Here is a 16,555-nt window from a genome sequence, read left to right on the forward strand (position 1 = left end):
GGTGAACGCTGGGCCGGGCACACCCGCCGGAGCGGTAGCCGTTTGCCAGCCGTTTGCCACTCACCATACGGGAGACACCGGAAGGTGGAACACCTCCCTCTCACATGTTTTGACCTGGTGGTTCGCGCGTGAACATGTGTCCATACGCGTTCATGTTCGGCCGGTCAGGTCGCTGCGCGGAGGCGGGCGTTGAGCCGGGCGGCCCGGCGGGTCAGATGGTCGCGCTCGGCAAGGTTCGACGCCTTGTGGGCCGCATCGGTGTACAGCCGTGCCGCCGCCACCAGATCGCCGTCGCGCTCGTGGAGATACGCGGCCACCGCGGTGTGGCGGGGCAGCGCGGCGTCCAGCGCCGCGAGCGCCGCCAGTCCGGCGCGCGGCCCGTCGGCCTCCCCGACGGCGACCGCGCGATTGAGCCGTACGACCGGGCTGTCGGTCAGGCGCGTCAGCTCGTCGTACCACTCGACGATCTGCACCCAGTCGGTCTCCTCGGCGGTGAGCGCGTCGGCGTGCAGAGCGGCGATGGCGGCCTGCGCCTGGAACTCGCCCAGACGGTCGCGGGCGAGCGCCGCCTGGAGGATTCCGATGCCCTCGGCGATCGCCCCGGTGTCCCAGCGGCCGCGGTCCTGCTCGGCCAGCGGCACGAGAGCCCCGTCGGGCGCGGTCCGGGCGGCCCGCCGGGCATGGTGGAGCAGCATGAGGGCGAGCAGCCCGGACACCTCGGGGTGGTCGATCGAGGCCGCCAGCTGCCGGGTGAGCCGGATGGCCTCGGCGGCGAGGTCGACATCACCGGAGTAGCCCTCGTTGAAGACCAGATAGAGGACGCGCAGCACGGTGGCGACGTCGCCCGCCCGGTCGAACCGCACGTCGGAGACGGTGCGTTTGGCGCGGCTGATGCGCTGGGCCATGGTCGCCTCGGGCACGAGGTAGGCCTGGGCGATCTGGCGGGTGGTGAGCCCGCCGACGGCGCGCAGCGTGAGCGCGACCGCCGACGACGGCGTCAACGAGGGGTGCGCGCACAGGAAGTAGAGCCGCAGCGTGTCGTCCAGGGCGGAGGCCGGCCCGGGCGCCGGCTCCTCGTCGACGAGGTCCTCGCGTCGGCGGCGGGCGGTGTCCGCGCGGGTCGCGTCGAGGAACCGCCGCCAGGCCACGGTGACCAGCCAGCCCTTCGCGTCCCGCGGCCGGTCGGCGGGCCAGACCCGCAGCGCCTCGACCAGCGCGTCCTGCACGGCGTCCTCGGCCGCCGCGAAACCGGCTCCGCGGCGGACGAGGACGCCGAGCACACCCGGGATGAGGCTGCGCAGCAGGGCCTCGTCGATCCGGGTCACTTGAAGGTGCACTCCGTGGCGCTGGGGTGCGCCGCCAGGAACGGCCGCAGCTCCAGCCACTCGTGGATCGGCTTGCCGTCCTTGCCCGGGGCGGCCGACAGCTCCCCCGCCAGCTCGACGGCGCGCTCGTAGCTGTCGACGTCGATCGCCATCCAGCCGGCGATCAGGTCCTTGGTCTCGGCGAACGGGCCGTCCGTGACCGGCGGGCGCCCCTCCCCGTCGTAGCGGACCCACGCTCCCTCGGGCGCGAGCGCCTGGCCGTCGACGAACTCGCCCGACTTCTCCAGCCGCGCCGCGAAGTCGTTCATGTACTGCACGTGGTCCGAGATCTCCTCGGGCGTCCACTGGTCCATGGGCACGTTGTTCTGGGGAGCCGGAGCGCCGCGGTAGTGCTTCAGCAGCAGGTACTTGGCCATCGGGGTTCTCCTCGGTACTGGTGCGGCCCATTGTGGCCGCGTTCACCCCGGGGACGGAGCCGGACGCGGGTTCTCGACATCGCCGGCCGACTTTTTTCGGGTTGTGGCACAGGCTCGCTCCTACAGGCCGCGCCAGACGTTGTCGAACGCCGCGTCCTGGATGGACCGTTGTTGGCGTACCGCCTCCAGCTCGATCACCGCGTTCCCGACGGCGGCGAGGACCGCCGTGGTCACCTCGTCGATGGAGGCGGAGGCGGGGACTTCGGTGGAGGAGGGGGCGGACGAGGTGGGCGTGGTCTCCTCGACCCCGTCGGGTGACTCGTCCTCGACCCCGCCGGCCGGCCCGTCCCCGATTCCGGCGACAGCGGCCAGCGCCGCGAGCACCGGCTCGCCCGAGGCCCGGCGTTCCGCGGCCTGCCGGCCGGCCGGCGAATCGAGCGGCACCGTCCGCGCGGCCCGCAGGGAGAGCCGGTTGCCGCGCTCCCGGGTCGCCGATCCGGTCCGCTCCAGCTCGTCGAAGTACACCGCGGACAGCCCCTGGCCCCGGCGCCACAGCCACTCCTCGACCGGTTCGTACGGCTCCTGCCGTACGAGCAGGGCGGCAGCCTCGTCCAGCAGCCGCTCACCGCCCCGCGCCCGGTCGCCCGGGACGATGCGGTCGTCCCCGTCCACCCCGAGGGCCCCTGCCGCTACGAGGTCGAGCAGTTCGGCCCCGGCGAGCGCGAGGGACAGATCGCCCTGTTCCACCGGCCGGTCCGGGACGGACAGAGAGATGATCGCAAGGTCTCGTGCGGTGTTCATGGGTGTCTGACGTCTCCTCGTCGAAGGCGGGCTCTTGGAGCCTGTCTTTGAACCCCCTCCCCCAGCTAACGCTGGGAGGTGCCCCCAGCGCCCCGACGCCCGGCACGCACTCCCCCAAGCTCTCGGCTTCGCTCGAGCAGGGGGGACCCCCATGCTGCACGGTGCCCCAGGACAGGTGGCTCCGCCACATGACCTGCGACTCCGCGCACCGATCGCACGCACCGACCGCCGCTGCGCCCGCGCTGCGCGCGGACGACGGGGGTTCAAAGACAGGCTCTCAGGTGGTGTGCGACCCCGCCCCGCGTCCGGGAGGCCGGGTCGGTCCGCCGGGTGGTCAGTCCCGCAACGCGTAGAAGCGCATCGGGGAGTTCGGCTCGAAGCCGATCCGCGGGTAGACCGGAGCCCCGGCGGCCGTCGCGTGCAGCGTCGCACGGGTCAGCCCGGTGGCCCGGGCCCCCTCGTACAGCGCCTTGCGCGTGATCGTCTCCCCGTATCCGCGGCGCTCCCAGGCCGGATCCGTGGCGACGAGCGCGACGAACAGACGCCCCTCGGCCTCGACCGAGGCCGCGCAGGTCACCGGCGTCCCGTCGCGCAGCCCCAGATAGGCGTGCACCCGCTCGCGCCACATCGTGGACCCGGCGAGCCCGTCCCGGGCATCCTCCTCGGGGAAACCGTAGGCACGTGCGTTGAGGTCCGCGTAGGCCAGCAGGTGTGCCTCGGTCGTCACACGTACGAACGTCAGGTCGGGGTGGGACGGTTCGGGGATCGGCAGGAGGTCGCCCGCCATACCCGTGCCGGGAAAGGCGTGTTGGAGGCCTGCCCGCCCGGCCGCCGCGTCGAGCGCGGCGCGGGCGTCGGCCTGGAGGAGGTCGTCGAAGACCCACAGGAAACCGGGCCGCTTCTTCGACCGCATGATCTCCGCGGCCTCACCGAGCCGCTGCCCCACGAGGGCGGCGTCGGCTCCGGCCTCGGTCAGCGTCAGACAGTTCCAGAAGGGGAACCGGCAGTCCGCCCAGCGGACGGCGATGCCCGGCAGATCGCGGACGTCCGCGTCCGGGTCCCGGTCGAGCACCGTGGCGCGCCAGACCACGGCGAGCTGTTCCATCGATTCGATCGAGTCCGCGAGACCGTGCACCGCAACTCCCCCTGGAAGCCTGTCGTCGAGTGGTGGTCCCGCCCCGCCGGTCCCGGGCCCGGACAGCAGCCAAGGGCGGGTCGACCGAATCCGGTCGCGCCCGCCCTTGGCCGTATCACCGTGTCACTTTGTCACTCTGTGCCGGGGGTGGTTCAGCCCCGGACGATGTTCTCGGCCTGGGGGCCCTTCTGGCCCTGAGTGATGTCGAAGGTGACCGTCTCACCCTCGACGAGCTCGCGGTAGCCGTTTCCGGCGATGTTGCTGTAGTGGGCGAACACGTCGGGTCCGCCGCCACTCTGCTCGATGAAGCCGAAGCCCTTTTCGGAGTTGAACCACTTCACGGTGCCGCTGGCCATACTGCTGTCCTTTAACTCTCGCCCGACAGGGTGCCGGGCTGGGATGACGAAAGCACTGCCCGATGATCACGGGCAGGCCTTGCACCGTTTTACCCCGTCCACGTGTGCACACACCAGCCCTGCACCGGACACGATGCTCCGTTCCGCCGACACGGTGGACAGGAGGGCCAGGTGGGTGCGGACGAGCGGACCGAGGCGATCCGCTTCCCCTGGAGCGCAGGTCCACTTCCTCGGGGCGTCGGGTCCGCGGGCGATTTCGCCGGGCCGGGCGCGCCCGGCGCCCGGAAAACGATCTGCCCGGCCCTCGTCCGCACGGCCGGATTTCGGCCCTGCGTGCCCTTCACCGGCCCTCGCCCGGGCTCCGCCGAGGCCCCGCGAACGATGTTCGTGTCCAGTGGCCTCAGGACTCGCCGCCGAAGGGATGACGGTCGGCTACCGGGCACGAGGTGCCCGATATCAATGGAGATCCCGAACGATCCCGAACTAGGAGGATTTTCCATGTCACCTCGGCTTCGTCCCGCCCTGGGCGCGTTCGTCGGCGCCTCGCTGCTGCTCGCCGCCCCCGCGGCGTCCGCCGCCCCGGACGCGTCCACCGCCGGACCGAACGAGTTCGTCACGGTCGACCCGGCCGGAAAGGTGGCCTCGGACGGCTCCGTGACGCTGTCCGGCACCTACCGCTGCGTCCAGAGCTCCGGCCTCACCTTCGTCTCCTCCTCCGTCCGGCAGGGCTCCTCCCTCGTCCGGCACGGCATCGGCGGGACCCCGGCCATCTGCGACGGCAACGAGCACCGCTGGGAGAACACCGGCAAGACGTCCGGCGGCGCGGTCAAGGCCGGAGCGGTGGAGGTGGAGGCCACCGTGATGGAACTCCGGCTCCAGCACGGCCTGCCGCTGCCGCACTTCCACGCGGTGCGCAAGGAGGACGTGACGCTGAAGGGCTGATCCCTGCCCGGCATGCCCTGGCTCCCGTCACCCGTTCGGCCTAATGGTGGACGCCGGCTCCACATCGGCCGCGTACGTCCCTACGGGTGCCTGTACGGGGCACAGCGGGCTCGGCGGTACCGGCGGTCTCCGCAACCCGGCGCGGAGTGAGCTGTATGGGTTGCTGCGTACCAATTTGTGGTGTTTGGGTGAGGTGTTGGGGCACTACGGAAGTGCCGACCTCGATGCGGAGGAGCTAACGATGCTCACCCTCCAGACCACGGGCCTCGTGCTCGACAAGGAAGTCATCGAAGAGTTGATGGCCCCGTCGGAAGCGCCGGTGAGTGACGCTCCGATCCCCTCGCTGGAAGACGCGGGCGAGGGCGCCGGAGCGTTGCTGCTGGGGCTGGGCCTGCTGCTCTCGCCGAAGGAGCCGAAGGAGCCGAAGGGCCGGTGATCAGCGAATGCTCACGCACCGCCCACAACGGGTCGGCTGAGCGTTTGGCTCGTCGTGTGCTCGACGCCCTGCGGGGCGCCGGGCACACGACTGTCACCGCCGCCCATCTGGAGCACGCCGCGACGCTGCCGCCCGAGGACCAGGTGGCCGCCCTGGGCGCGGTGCGCCTCCTCGGCGCGGACGTCCTGGCGCCCTACGTCCTGACCGGCAGCGCCCCGCCCGCCGAGGAGACGGTCGCCGTCGCCGCGGCGCTCGACGCGCTTCCCCCGGCCCAGCCGCCCCCCGCCGCACCGCCCGGGGGACCGGAGCCGGCCTGGGTGAGGGCGTGGATCGACTGGTCCCTCGTCACGGTCCTCGCCCGTATCGATCCGGCCGTCACCGCGCCGACCGCGCCCGAACCCCCGCCGCCACCGCGGTGCGCCGCGCCGACAGCCCCCAGGCACGCACCCGCCACGGCGGAGGGCGGCGTGACACACGAGGGCTGGGTGCCCTGGTCGGTCCTGATGGGCCAGCTGTCCCCGCTCGCCCTGCCCGGCCTGGACGGGCCGGTGCACCAGGCCGCGCGCTCCGGTGCGACGGGTCTGGCGCGCGGCGCCACCCGCGCCGTGCTGCGGCGCGACTTCCCCACCGCGGCACGCATCACCCGCTGGCTGGCCTGGCTGCACGCCGAGGGCGTGCGACTGCCCCTGGACCCGGCACCGTTGACGGAACACATCACTCTGCTCGGCGGAGGCGGCCGGGTCGCCCTGGACACGGCCATCGCCGGCCGACTGCTCGGCCTGGAGTCCGTATGAGCCGCCGGAGCCCGTATGAGCCGCCGGAAGTCCGTATGAGTCGTCTGGAGCCCGTATGAGCCGCCGGAAGTCCGTATGAGTCGTCTGGAGACTGTATGAGCCACCCTCCCGCCGACGTCGCCCACGCCGTCGGCTCCCGGGCCCTGCGCTGGCTGCACGCCAACCGGCACTACGGCGACCTGTCCGAGCTGCCCGACGCCGACCTCAGTGCGGACCGGGGCGCGTACAAGGCGCTGGGCGAGACAGCCCTCGCCGCCTCACTGGTCCTGCGCAGCGGCGCCGCCGGGACGAGCGAACTCACCCTCGCCCGCGAGCTGCTCGACCACTGCTGGCAGCAGGCCGGTGAGGGATCGCTGCTGTACGAGCGGCTGCTGCGCTACCCCCTGAAGACGGACCCCCTGGAGACGTACGCGCACTTCATCCGCGGCGGCTTCCGCAACCGGGAACTCGACGAACTCCTCGCCCACACGGTCACCCTGCGCTCCACACATGCCTCGGAACATGTGCCCAACCGTCGCCTCGGTGTCGCCAACGCCATCCGCGTCAGCGGACTCGACCGGGGAGCCGGGACACCGCAGTGGACCGAACTCACCCGCGCCACCTGGCTCGGCAGCACACCCGACCCCTGGCACATCGACTGGCTGACCGCCTACGCCGTCACGCACACCGTCTACCACCTCACGGACTGGGGGCGGCTCCCCACCGGACTGCCCGCGGACCTCGCCGGCTATCTGCGCGACTGGCTCCCGGTGTGGACCGACATCTGGTCGGAGGCGGGCCACTGGGACCTGATGGCCGAGCTGATGATCGTCGACATGTGTCTTCCCGACGCACACGTCGACCCCGAGGACTGGCGACGGCTGGCCGAGGTGCAGCACGAGGACGGCATGGTGCCCCGCGACGACCAGCCCGTGGCCGACGACCCCGCCCAGCGCTTCGACGACCACCAGCACCCCACCATCGTCGCCGTCATCGCCGGCAACCTGGCACTCACCCGCGCCCTGGAAAGCACCCGGCCGAGCTGATGCCGGGCGTCCCCGGCCGACAGGTCCCGGCCGCCCCGCAGCCGCCCTGGCTGCCGTCGGTGCCCGGTCTGACGGCGCTGCTGTCCGCGGCCCCGGCCGCGTCCGCGGTCGCCGTCGGTCTGCACCGCCACGGACAGCGCGCCCTCCTCGTCCACGGCACCACCGCACACGTACGGCACGGCGGTGTGCCGGCGGACGAGGCGACCCGCTTCGAGATCGGCTCGCTCACCAAGACGTTCACCGCGCTGCTGCTCGCCGAACAGGCCGCCCGCGGCGAACTCGACCTCCGCGACCCCCTCGCCCGCCACCTCCCGCCCACCACCCGGCTGCCGCCCGGGGGAGCCGCCATCACCCTGGCCCACCTGGCCACGCACACCTCCGGGCTGCCCCGGCTGCCCCCGGGATTGATGCGCACGGCCGTCCCGCGCCTGTTCACCAACCCCTACGCCGCCTTCAGCACGGCCGACACCCTGCACGCCCTGTCCCGCACCCGTCTGCGTTCCCGGCCGGGCACCCGCGTCCACTACTCCAACTTCGGCGTCGGCCTGTTGGGCCACGCCCTGTGCGCGGCGGCCGGCACACGCGACTACGCCTCTCTTCTGAACGCCCGCATCCTGCGCCCCCTCGGCCTGCACGACACGGACTGCGGCGGCGCGACCCCGCTCGGCGCGCCCTCCGACGGCACGCCCCCGGACGACGCACACCCCGCCGGCGCGACCCACGCCATCGGTTACTGGAACGACCGCCCCCGGCCGCCGTTCCACATCCCCGGCATGCCGGCAGCGGGAGCGGTCCGCTCCAGCGTGCGGGACCTGCTGACCTTCACCGAAGCGCTGCTCGACCCCTCACACCCTGCTTCCGGCCACGCCGTGGTCCCCCTGAGGGCCGCCCTGGCCGATACCGTCCGGCCGCGGCTCGCCCTGCGGCGCGGCACTCAGCAGACGGCGCTGATCTGGAACATCCGCCCGCGGCGCGACGGCTCCCGCCTCTACCACCACTCGGGCGGCACACGCGGCTGCACCGCCTTCGCCGGCTTCGATCCGCGCCGGCAGGTCGCCGTCGTCGCCCTGGCCAACTGCGCCCCCGGCCCGGGCAACCACCTCATCCAGCAGGCGTACGACACCCTCGTGGGACTCGGCGCCCAAGAAGAGGCGAGCGCGTGAGAGTTCCAGGGCCGCAGGGCGATGTGCATCCGGGCCCCGGTGTGTGCAAGGGTGCTGCCCATGACGCCCGGCAGCAGCGGAAAGATATGCGTTGACCAGCAGGAACGCGTGGCAGTGGTCACCCCCTGCGGAGAGATGGACCTGCACGATCTCACCGAGGTCGTCGACACTCTCACGGGAGTTCTCTCCGACACGTCGACCGACGCGACCCTGCTCGATCTGTCGCAGCTGACGTTCGCCGACAGTGTCTTCCTCAACCAGATCCTGGTGACCTACTCCGGCCACGCCGCGAAGCGCCGCCCGCTCGTCCTGTGCGGGCCGCTGCACGACTCCGTACAGCGCCTCCTGGAGATCACCGGCACCGACAGCGTCCTGCCCCTCGCCGCCGGCCGCCAGGACGCCCTGGAGCGACTTCGCACCTCCGAGGCGCCCTGAAGGGCAGGCTCCGACGCGGGGGCCGTCAGCCCGACGCGGGTTCGGGCCGGGGCCGGGCCAGTACGGCCGTGATCGTCTTGCCGTCGCCGTGCTGCTCGACCGTGACCGACCCGGCCAGGTTGCGCACCATGAGCCAGCCGAAACCGCCGGGCATGGCCGGATCGTGGGGGACCAGCCGCGGCGGCCGGCTGCTGCGGTCGCTGACCTGCACGACCAGATCACGGCCGTGGACGCAGGCGCTGAACCGGGTGATGCCGCCGCCGTGACGCAGGGCGTTGGCCGCGAGTTCGCTGGCGATCAGCAGCGCGTCCTCGTGCAGTCGGCGTGCCTGGTGACGGGGCAGGCCCTCACACAGGGGGAGGACGGCCGTGCTGGTCTCTGCGCGCGCCTGCGAACAGGTCATGCGCTCCGTGAGGGGCATGGTGGGAGCGCTCATGGCGGAAACCTCCTTCGTGCTGTGCGGCTGATGTCCTCCACCCCGCCTGCCCCTCACCCCGGCGAGCACACATCGGGGTGGAGACACCTGTGTCAGGCGGAGGCCCGCTGGTGTCGTGCGGAGCGCTTCTTGAGCCACATGGGCAGCGCGTACCAGCACAGCGCGAACCACAGGAGGATCCCGCCGGCGAGGATCTCGGCGAGCAGGTTGGGCAGCACCACGTGCAGGATGAGCAGCACGGTGCCGCTGATGGTGAGCGCGAGCAGCACGAGGCCCGTGACCATCAGCCGTCCCGCGGTCCTCACCAGGTCGTCCTTGAGCCGCTGGCCTGTCAGCAGCCGGTGCAGGGACACCGGGGCGATCAGGATGCCGGTCGCGGCGGCGCCGAGGATCACGGTCGCCACGTACACGGTCGTGTCGAAGGCGCCCAGGTCGTCGAAGCCGGGCGTGAAAGCGACGCTCAGAAGGAACCCGAAGAGAATCTGGACGCCGGTCTGCGCGACGCGCGTCTCCTGAAGAATCTCCGCCCACCGCCGGTTGGCCCGCTCATGCGCCTCCTCCCGGCTCTCGTCCTGAACCGCAACCGTTCTCGCTATCTCACCGATGCTCACAGACAACCTCCTTTGTAGGGAGCGGTTGCCCGCAGATTCAACAATTACGGCCCGACGAGAGCTGTTCGCGTACCCACGCGGGATCGGGGTTGGTGTGCGGCCGGCCCTCCACGACGACCGTCGGCACCGACTCGTTGCCGTCGTTGACGGCCCGCACCGCCGCGGCCCCGTCCGGATCGCGCCAGATGTTCACCCAGTGCAACTGCCGGGCCCCGCGGCCCAGTCGGACGCGCAGCCGCAGGCAGTACGTGCAGCCCGGCCGCCAGTACACGACCGGCCGTCCGTCGAGGGCGCTGCGCCGCCGCGCCTCCCGGGCGCCGAGCGATCTCGGGAAGATCAGAGGCGAGCTCACCCCCGCGAGCGCCACGAACACGAGCAGCAGGGCGGCGGCCCCGCCGGGGCTCCCGCCGGTGCCGAGTCTCGTGGCAAGGGTCGCGCCGCTCAGCACGAGCAGCACCGGGATCATCCAGACGCGCGTCATGCCGCCGCAGACTACCGAGCCGCCCGGCACACACGTTGACGGGGCAATATGTGCTCCATAGCCTCCTCGTGCGCCCGGCTCCCGGCCGGGCTCGTAGCGAGAGGACGCTTTCGGTGAGAGCGAGTTGGCGCCGTGTCCGGAGCAGACCGGGGATCGTGGCCGCCGCGGCAGTGCTCGTAGCGTCGTCACTGGTGGTCGGGGGGTTACGGCTGATATCCGGTCAGTCGGCGGACCCCGGCTCGGGGCCCCGCACCCTGGAGCGGGCGAACGCGGTCCTGTCCCGGCAGGCGGCGGAGCAGGGCATGGTCCTCCTGGAGAACCACGACCGGGCGCTGCCGATCGCCCCGAAGGGCAATATCGCCCTGTTCGGCGTCGGCGCGTACCGGACCGCCGAGGGCGGCACCGGCTCCGGCAACGTCAACAACCGCTATACCGTCAGCATCCGCCAGGGGATGAAGAACGCGGGCTATCGCGTCACCACCAGCGGCGCCTACTGGTCGGCGATGACCGGCGCCTACGACACGAAGTACGGCGACGGCACGTCCAGCACCTGGGGCCAGGCGGTCGACTACGCCTCCGTGGAGCAGCGCCTCACCGCCGAATCCGTGCGGCCGAGCGCGAGGACGAGTACCGCCGTCTACGTCATCGCCCGCAACTCCGGTGAGAAGACCGACCGTTCAGCGCGCAAGGGCGACTACCTGCTCAGCGACACCGAGCGGGCCAATCTCGCGCTCCTGGGCCGCAGTTACGTGCACGTCGTCGTGGTGATCAACTCCGGCGGCATCATCGACACCAGCTTCTACCGCCAGATCAACGCGGCGCAGTGGGACCCGTCCGGGGACCGGGCGCTGGACGCGATGCTGCTGATGGGCCAGGCCGGACAGGAAGGCGGCAACGCCCTGGCCTCCATCCTGAACGGCACCGTCACACCCTCCGGAAAGCTCACCGATACCTGGGCGGCCGACTACCCGGCCTACCCGGCGTCGGCGACGTTCGCGGACAACGACGGCAGGTCCGCGCGGGAGGAGTACACCGAGGGCATCTACGTCGGCTACCGCTACTTCGACTCCTTCTACGGCTCGATCGACCGCAAGAACCCCGAGGGCGTCGTCAACTACCCCTTCGGATACGGGCGTTCGTACACCGACTTCCGGATCCGGGCCCAGCGGGTGACCGCCGACGCGAAGCGGGTGACGGTCCGCGCCGAGGTCACCAACACCGGCCGCCGCCACAGCGGCCGGGAAGTCGTGCAGGTCTACGTCTCCGCTCCGCAGAGCGGCGCGGACAAGGCCTACCAGCAGCTGACCGGCTACGTGAAGACGGACGACCTGGCCCCCGGCGCCTCCCAGAGCGTCACGATCGGCTTCGACACCTCCTCGCTCGCGTCCTACAGCGAGTCCCGCGCCGCCTGGGTCCTGGACGCGGGCGACTACGTGGTCCGCGTCGGCGACTCCTCGCGCTCCACACACGTGGCCGCCCAGCTGTCCCTGGCGGAGACCGTGGTGACCGAGCGCAACCACAACGAGCTGGACGACCAGAAGCCCTCCCGCGAACTGACCAGCGAACCGGCTGACTTCTACACCTACGAGACAGAGCGGAAGGAGATCGCCGCCGCCCGGCGCATCACCCTCGACCCCCGCTCGTTCCGGACCGCCGACCGCGCCTCGGACCACCAGCAGGACGTCCCCGTGGAACCTGCCTCGCCCTTCTACGCCCTGGACGGCGCGAAGCTCGCCTCCACCACCGTCTACCTCGACCGTGCTCAGAAGGACTGGGAGAAGACCGGCGCTCCCTACGCGCCCAGGCCCGGCGAACACGTCAAGTACGTCGAGACCGACACCGCCGCCACGCTCTACGACGTCGCCAAGGGACACACGTCGATCGAGCGGTTCGTCGCCGGGCTCCCGCTCCGCCGGCTCGCCGCCCTCGTGGAAGGAGCGGGCACGGGAGGCACCACGCCCTCCGCCGTCGGAGCCGCCGGCTACACGACCGGCGCCCACGAGGACCTGGGCATCCCCAGCATGACGCTGGCCGACGGCCCGGCCGGACTGCGCCTCACCCAGAAGCTCCCCACGACCCCCGCCACCTACCAGTACGCCACGGCCTGGCCGATCGGCACGCTCCTCGCCCAGACCTGGGACCGCGACCTCGTCCACCGGGTCGGCACGGCGGTCGGCAAGGAGATGAACGAGTTCGGCGTCCACCTCTGGCTGGCCCCGGGCATGAACATCCACCGGGACCCGCTGGGCGGCCGCAACTTCGAGTACTACTCCGAGGACCCCCTCGTCTCCGGTCTCACCGCGGCAGCCACCACCAACGGCGTGCAGAGCAACCCCGGCGTCGGCGTCACCGTCAAGCACCTGGCCGCCAACAACCAGGAGACCGCCCGCAGGACCGGCAACTCGGTCGTGGGGGAGCGGGCCCTGCGCGAGATCGAACTCAAGGGCTTCGAGATCGCGGTTCGGGCGGCCCAGCCGATGGCCGTCATGACCTCCTACAACAAGGTCGACGGAACCTACGCGGCAAGCAACTACGACCTCGTCACCGACCTGCTGCGCGGCGAATGGGGCTTCGAGGGACTGGTCATGACCGACTGGGGCGGCGCGCACGGCGCCACCGCCACCATGTACAGCGGCAACGACCTCATCGAGCCGGGCGGCAGCCCTTCCGACATCATCGACGCGACGACGCGGACCGAACCCACGCTCGACCTGACCGGCCTGCCCGCCCACACCCGGACCGTCAGGCGCACCGACTCCGACTACAGCGGCGCGCCCGGCTCCTCCGGCTACACCTTCCAGTTCGGCGGGCTCACACCGGCGGCCGGCGGCGCCACCACCGTCTCCACCACGGTCGACGCCTCGACCGACCTGACGAGGACCCCGCTGTCCGGCACCACCACGGTCGACGCGATCAACAACCAGACCTATGCCGCCGACCCGAAGTTCACCTCGGTCGACGACGCCTACCGGTCGGTGCGCAAGCTGCTCGCCTCCTCCGCGCTGACCGCCGCGCAGAAAGCGGCGATCGAAATCAGCGACGTGCGGCATGCCGGCCCGGCGGACACCACCGGCCCGGTGACCTCGTACACCGTCACGCTGACCGGCCGCTACCCCGCCGCCGACAGCTACACGATGCGCCTGGGCGATCTCCAGCGCAGCGCCATCCACGTCCTGACCGTGGCGTCCAGGACCACGGCGTTCCAGCAGCTGGCCGCCGCGCAGAAGGTAAAGGGCATTTCGGTGGATTCCTATACCGAACGGTTCGCGGATCTCGCCCCGGTGGTCATCTCCTCCACCTCGTGAGCGGTGGTAAAGATCACATCGGAGAAGTTCTGTGCAACCTTCACCCAATATTGCGCGTCTAGCGGGTGCGAAGGATGACTTCTGCGCAACAACGGCCCCTGCGGGGCCGGTTGCTCCGCCGGGCGAGAGGAGGGCGGTCGGAATACGACCCTCCGCTCATACTGTATTTTCATGTAATATTCACCCTCTACTCATAGATACCGCCAGAGGCGCCTGAAGAGGGCGTTCTTTTGACGCTCCTTCAGGTCCAGGGAAGCTCATATGTGTCATGCCCAGAGCACGATCGCTCCTCGAATAAGCCTTGTTGTCCCGGTTTACAAGGTTCAGGGGTATCTGCGTGCGTGTCTCGACTCGATCCTCGAGCAGTCCTTCACCGACTTCGAGATCGTCGCGATCGACGACCGGTCACCGGACGCCTGCGGCCGCATCCTCGACGAGTACGCCGCCCGCGACCCCCGCGTCCGGCCGATCCACCTCGAGGAGAACAAGGGCATCGGCAAGGCGCGTGACCTGGGAGCGCTGGAGGCACGCGGTGACTACATCTTCTTCCTGGACAGCGACGACACGCTGGCCCCGAACGCACTGCAGGCCGTCGCCGACCGTCTCGACCTGACGGACGACCCCGACATCCTGCTGCTCAACCACGTCCGTACCTACTGGACGAACCGGGTGCAGGCGAGCGCCGCGGGCGAACTGCTCGCCGCCGGCGGCACCGAGGTGTTCACCGCCCTCGAGCGGCCCGAGTACCTGACGATGTTCGCCGTGGTGTGGAACCGGGTGTACCGACGCGAGTTCTACGTCGGCAACGAGTTCACCTTCACCGACGGCATCTACGAAGACGCCCTCATGGTCTACAAGACCATGCTGACCGCCGAGCGCATCGCCTGCCTGGAGCAGGTGTGCGTGGAGTACCGCCAGCGCCGCCAGGGCAACTCCATGCGGACGCCCGGTCAGAAGCACTTCGGCATCTTCGAGCAGTACGCCCGCCTGTTCACGTTCCTCGACGAGCGCCCGCACCTCGCCCCGGTGCGCGACCTGCTCTTCGAGCGCATGGTCAGCCACTTCCTCTTCACGCTGGTGCGCGAGGACCGCGTCCTGCCCAAGGACCGCGCCGACTTCTTCAAGCGCTCCTCGCAGCAGTACAAGCGCCTGAAGCCCGCCGGTTTCAAGAAGCCCGAGGGCGTGACCGGGCTGCGCTTCGAGCTCCTCGAGCGCGGCTCCTACTCCGCCTACACGGCCGTCCAGCTCGCCGGCTCCACGCGCGGCAAGCTGCGCAAGCGCGCCGCCAAGACCAAGACGGCGCTCGGCCGCAAGGCGTACGACCAGCTCTACCGCATGCACATGCGCCGCCCGATCGACGAGAACCTCGCCGTCTACAGCGCGTACTGGGACCGCGGTGTGGCCTGCAACCCCGCCGCGATCTACAACAAGGCCAAGGAACTCGCCCCGCACATCCGCGGCGTGTGGGTCGTGCGCCCCAGCGAGGTGGAGAACGTCCCCAAGGGCGTCGACTACGTCGTGACCCGCTCCCCGCGGTACTGGGAGGTCATGGCGCGCGCCAAGTACCTCGTCAACAACGTCAACTTCGGCAACGAGATCGTCAAGCGCCCCGGCCAGATCCATCTGCAGACCCACCACGGCACGCCGCTCAAGCAGATGGGCATCGACCAGCAGCGCTTCCCGGCCGCCGCGAAGAACATGAGCTTCCACAAGATGCTCGAGCGCGTCGACCGCTGGGACTACAGCCTCTCCTCCAACCAGCACTCGACCGAGATCTGGGAGCGCGTCTACCCCTGCGCCTTCGAGAACGTCGACTCCGGCTACCCGCGCAACGACGTCTACTTCGAGGCCACCGGGCAGGACGTCGCCCGCATCCGCGCCGAGCTGGGCATCGCCGAGGGCCAGACCGCGCTGCTGTACTGCCCCACGGTGCGCGACTACCAGAAGGGCTTCGTCCCCCGCCTGGACCTGGAGCGGCTCTGCGCCGAACTCGGCCCCGACTTCGTCGTCCTGGTGCGCGCCCACTACTTCTACGGCGCCGACCCGCAGCTCCAGGCGCTCCAGGAGCGCGGCCTGATCAAGGACGTCTCGAAGTACCCGGTGGTCGAGGACCTGTGCCTGGCCGCCGACGCCCTGATCACGGACTACTCGTCGATCATGTTCGACTACGCCTGCCTGGACCGGCCGATCATCTCCTACGTGGATGACTGGGAGGTCTACAGCAAGGCCCGCGGCGTGTACTTCGACCTGCTGTCCCAGAAGCCCGGCCAGACCCCCGGCGCCACCGCCACCAGCGAGGACGAACTCATCGAGGTCTTCCGCAGCGGCGCCTGGAACGACGAGCGCGCCACCGCCCTGCGAGCGGCGTTCCGTGAGCGCTTCGTCCAGTACGACGACGGCCACGCCGCCGAGCGCGCCGTACGCACGGTCTTCCTGGGCCAGGAATCCACCCCGGCGGTCATCCCTCTCGACGAGCGCACACCGGCACCCGCTGCCGCGCCGCGCCTCGTCAGCGGCTCGGACCTCGTCGGAGCCTGACCGGCCCGGCACACACTTCGGCACGGCCCCGCGGCACACCGCGGGGCCGTGCCGAAGCGCTCTCTCATCACATCGCGCGACACTCGGGGAAACACCACACCATGCACGCCAGAATCACCAAGGCCGTCATCCCCGCCGCAGGCCTCGGCACCCGGTTCCTGCCGGCCACGAAGGCGACTCCCAAAGAGATGCTTCCGGTGGTCGACAAGCCGGCGATCCAGTACGTGGTCGAAGAAGCGGCCTCGGCGGGTCTCGACGACGTTCTCATGATCACGGGGCGGAACAAGCGCCCGCTGGAGGACCATTTCGACCGCAACTACGAGCTGGAGTCCGCCCTCCAGAAGAAGGGCGACGCC

17 protein-coding genes are annotated in these 16,555 nt (G+C 70.8%); 9 read left to right on the plus strand and 8 right to left on the minus strand.

Annotated features, from left to right (window positions below; all coding sequences use genetic code 11):
• Nucleotides 1-164: 164 nt before the first annotated feature.
• From ABD366_RS39150 to ABD366_RS39170, 5 genes are all read right to left on the minus strand, one after another.
• On the minus strand, nucleotides 165-1,316 hold the full coding sequence (locus ABD366_RS39150; RefSeq protein WP_324768240.1) for an RNA polymerase sigma factor: 1,152 nt from the start codon (nucleotides 1,314-1,316) through the stop codon (nucleotides 165-167).
• A 5-nt stretch (nucleotides 1,317-1,321) separates the two neighbouring features.
• Nucleotides 1,322-1,741 (minus strand): YciI family protein, encoded by a 420-nt coding sequence (locus ABD366_RS39155; RefSeq protein WP_324768223.1) that lies wholly within the window; start codon nucleotides 1,739-1,741, stop codon nucleotides 1,322-1,324.
• Between the two features lie 120 nt (nucleotides 1,742-1,861).
• Complete coding sequence (locus ABD366_RS39160) at nucleotides 1,862-2,542, minus strand: GOLPH3/VPS74 family protein (protein WP_324768224.1); 681 nt, start codon at nucleotides 2,540-2,542, stop codon at nucleotides 1,862-1,864.
• A gap of 334 nt (nucleotides 2,543-2,876) precedes the next feature.
• On the minus strand, nucleotides 2,877-3,677 hold the full coding sequence (locus tag ABD366_RS39165; RefSeq protein ID WP_324768225.1) for a GNAT family N-acetyltransferase: 801 nt from the start codon (nucleotides 3,675-3,677) through the stop codon (nucleotides 2,877-2,879).
• A 152-nt stretch (nucleotides 3,678-3,829) separates the two neighbouring features.
• On the minus strand, nucleotides 3,830-4,033 hold the full coding sequence (locus tag ABD366_RS39170) for a cold-shock protein (protein ID WP_324768226.1): 204 nt from the start codon (nucleotides 4,031-4,033) through the stop codon (nucleotides 3,830-3,832).
• Nucleotides 4,034-4,531: 498 nt separating this feature from the next.
• On the opposite strand from ABD366_RS39170, the gene ABD366_RS39175 reads away from it, so the two are divergent.
• The 6 genes from ABD366_RS39175 to ABD366_RS39200 all read left to right on the plus strand — a co-directional run bounded on the left by ABD366_RS39175 (nucleotide 4,532) and on the right by ABD366_RS39200 (nucleotide 8,828).
• Entirely contained in the window at nucleotides 4,532-4,975 is a 444-nt protein-coding gene (locus ABD366_RS39175; RefSeq protein WP_324768227.1) for a DUF6299 family protein, read from the plus strand.
• A 241-nt stretch (nucleotides 4,976-5,216) separates the two neighbouring features.
• Nucleotides 5,217-5,411, plus strand: a complete 195-nt coding sequence (locus tag ABD366_RS39180) for a hypothetical protein (RefSeq protein WP_324768228.1) — start codon at nucleotides 5,217-5,219, stop codon at nucleotides 5,409-5,411.
• A gap of 44 nt (nucleotides 5,412-5,455) precedes the next feature.
• Entirely contained in the window at nucleotides 5,456-6,205 is a 750-nt protein-coding gene (locus tag ABD366_RS39185) for a hypothetical protein (RefSeq protein ID WP_324768230.1), read from the plus strand.
• A 95-nt stretch (nucleotides 6,206-6,300) separates the two neighbouring features.
• Nucleotides 6,301-7,230 carry a DUF6895 family protein gene (locus ABD366_RS39190; protein WP_324768231.1) on the plus strand — a complete coding sequence of 310 codons (930 nt, stop codon included), beginning with the start codon at nucleotides 6,301-6,303 and terminating at the stop codon, nucleotides 7,228-7,230.
• A complete protein-coding gene (locus tag ABD366_RS39195; RefSeq protein WP_324768232.1) occupies nucleotides 7,230-8,393 on the plus strand; it encodes a serine hydrolase domain-containing protein in 1,164 nt (387 codons plus the stop codon). Before ABD366_RS39190 ends, ABD366_RS39195 begins: the two co-directional genes overlap by 1 nt.
• Before the next feature lie 60 nt (nucleotides 8,394-8,453).
• Nucleotides 8,454-8,828, plus strand: coding sequence for an STAS domain-containing protein (locus ABD366_RS39200; protein ID WP_324768233.1), 375 nt, complete (start codon nucleotides 8,454-8,456; stop codon nucleotides 8,826-8,828).
• A gap of 25 nt (nucleotides 8,829-8,853) precedes the next feature.
• Here ABD366_RS39200 and ABD366_RS39205 read toward each other — a convergent pair whose 3' ends face one another.
• From ABD366_RS39205 to ABD366_RS39215, 3 genes are all read right to left on the minus strand, one after another.
• On the minus strand, nucleotides 8,854-9,264 hold the full coding sequence (locus ABD366_RS39205) for an ATP-binding protein (protein WP_324768235.1): 411 nt from the start codon (nucleotides 9,262-9,264) through the stop codon (nucleotides 8,854-8,856).
• Between the two features lie 92 nt (nucleotides 9,265-9,356).
• Nucleotides 9,357-9,875: a DUF6328 family protein gene (locus ABD366_RS39210; RefSeq protein WP_411293676.1), complete on the minus strand. Its 519-nt coding sequence runs from the start codon at nucleotides 9,873-9,875 to the stop codon at nucleotides 9,357-9,359.
• A gap of 37 nt (nucleotides 9,876-9,912) precedes the next feature.
• On the minus strand, nucleotides 9,913-10,356 hold the full coding sequence (locus tag ABD366_RS39215; protein WP_324768236.1) for a glutaredoxin domain-containing protein: 444 nt from the start codon (nucleotides 10,354-10,356) through the stop codon (nucleotides 9,913-9,915).
• 155 nt (nucleotides 10,357-10,511) lie between these two features.
• Between ABD366_RS39215 and ABD366_RS39220 the strand changes: the two genes are divergently transcribed.
• The 3 genes from ABD366_RS39220 to ABD366_RS39230 form a co-directional block, all read left to right on the plus strand.
• A complete protein-coding gene (locus ABD366_RS39220; protein ID WP_324768238.1) occupies nucleotides 10,512-13,661 on the plus strand; it encodes a glycoside hydrolase family 3 protein in 3,150 nt (1,049 codons plus the stop codon).
• A 261-nt stretch (nucleotides 13,662-13,922) separates the two neighbouring features.
• A complete protein-coding gene (locus ABD366_RS39225; protein WP_324768239.1) occupies nucleotides 13,923-16,199 on the plus strand; it encodes a bifunctional glycosyltransferase/CDP-glycerol:glycerophosphate glycerophosphotransferase in 2,277 nt (758 codons plus the stop codon).
• Between the two features lie 101 nt (nucleotides 16,200-16,300).
• On the plus strand, nucleotides 16,301-16,555 hold a 255-nt coding region (locus tag ABD366_RS39230; protein ID WP_344443395.1), incomplete at its 3' end, for a sugar phosphate nucleotidyltransferase.

Source organism: Streptomyces kunmingensis, from assembly GCF_039533535.1.
GTDB lineage: Bacteria > Actinomycetota > Actinomycetes > Streptomycetales > Streptomycetaceae > Streptomyces > Streptomyces kunmingensis.

Coding starts and splice junctions, on each gene's coding strand:
- ABD366_RS39155 (WP_324768223.1), bottom strand. CDS start 1,741: ATGGCCAAGTACCTGCTGCTGAAGCACTACCGCGGCGCTCCGGCTCCC.
- ABD366_RS39160 (WP_324768224.1), bottom strand. CDS start 2,542: ATGAACACCGCACGAGACCTTGCGATCATCTCTCTGTCCGTCCCGGAC.
- ABD366_RS39170 (WP_324768226.1), bottom strand. CDS start 4,033: ATGGCCAGCGGCACCGTGAAGTGGTTCAACTCCGAAAAGGGCTTCGGC.
- ABD366_RS39175 (WP_324768227.1), top strand. CDS start 4,532: ATGTCACCTCGGCTTCGTCCCGCCCTGGGCGCGTTCGTCGGCGCCTCG.
- ABD366_RS39180 (WP_324768228.1), top strand. CDS start 5,217: ATGCTCACCCTCCAGACCACGGGCCTCGTGCTCGACAAGGAAGTCATC.
- ABD366_RS39190 (WP_324768231.1), top strand. CDS start 6,301: ATGAGCCACCCTCCCGCCGACGTCGCCCACGCCGTCGGCTCCCGGGCC.
- ABD366_RS39195 (WP_324768232.1), top strand. CDS start 7,230: ATGCCGGGCGTCCCCGGCCGACAGGTCCCGGCCGCCCCGCAGCCGCCC.
- ABD366_RS39200 (WP_324768233.1), top strand. CDS start 8,454: ATGACGCCCGGCAGCAGCGGAAAGATATGCGTTGACCAGCAGGAACGC.
- ABD366_RS39205 (WP_324768235.1), bottom strand. CDS start 9,264: ATGAGCGCTCCCACCATGCCCCTCACGGAGCGCATGACCTGTTCGCAG.
- ABD366_RS39215 (WP_324768236.1), bottom strand. CDS start 10,356: ATGACGCGCGTCTGGATGATCCCGGTGCTGCTCGTGCTGAGCGGCGCG.
- ABD366_RS39225 (WP_324768239.1), top strand. CDS start 13,923: ATGTGTCATGCCCAGAGCACGATCGCTCCTCGAATAAGCCTTGTTGTC.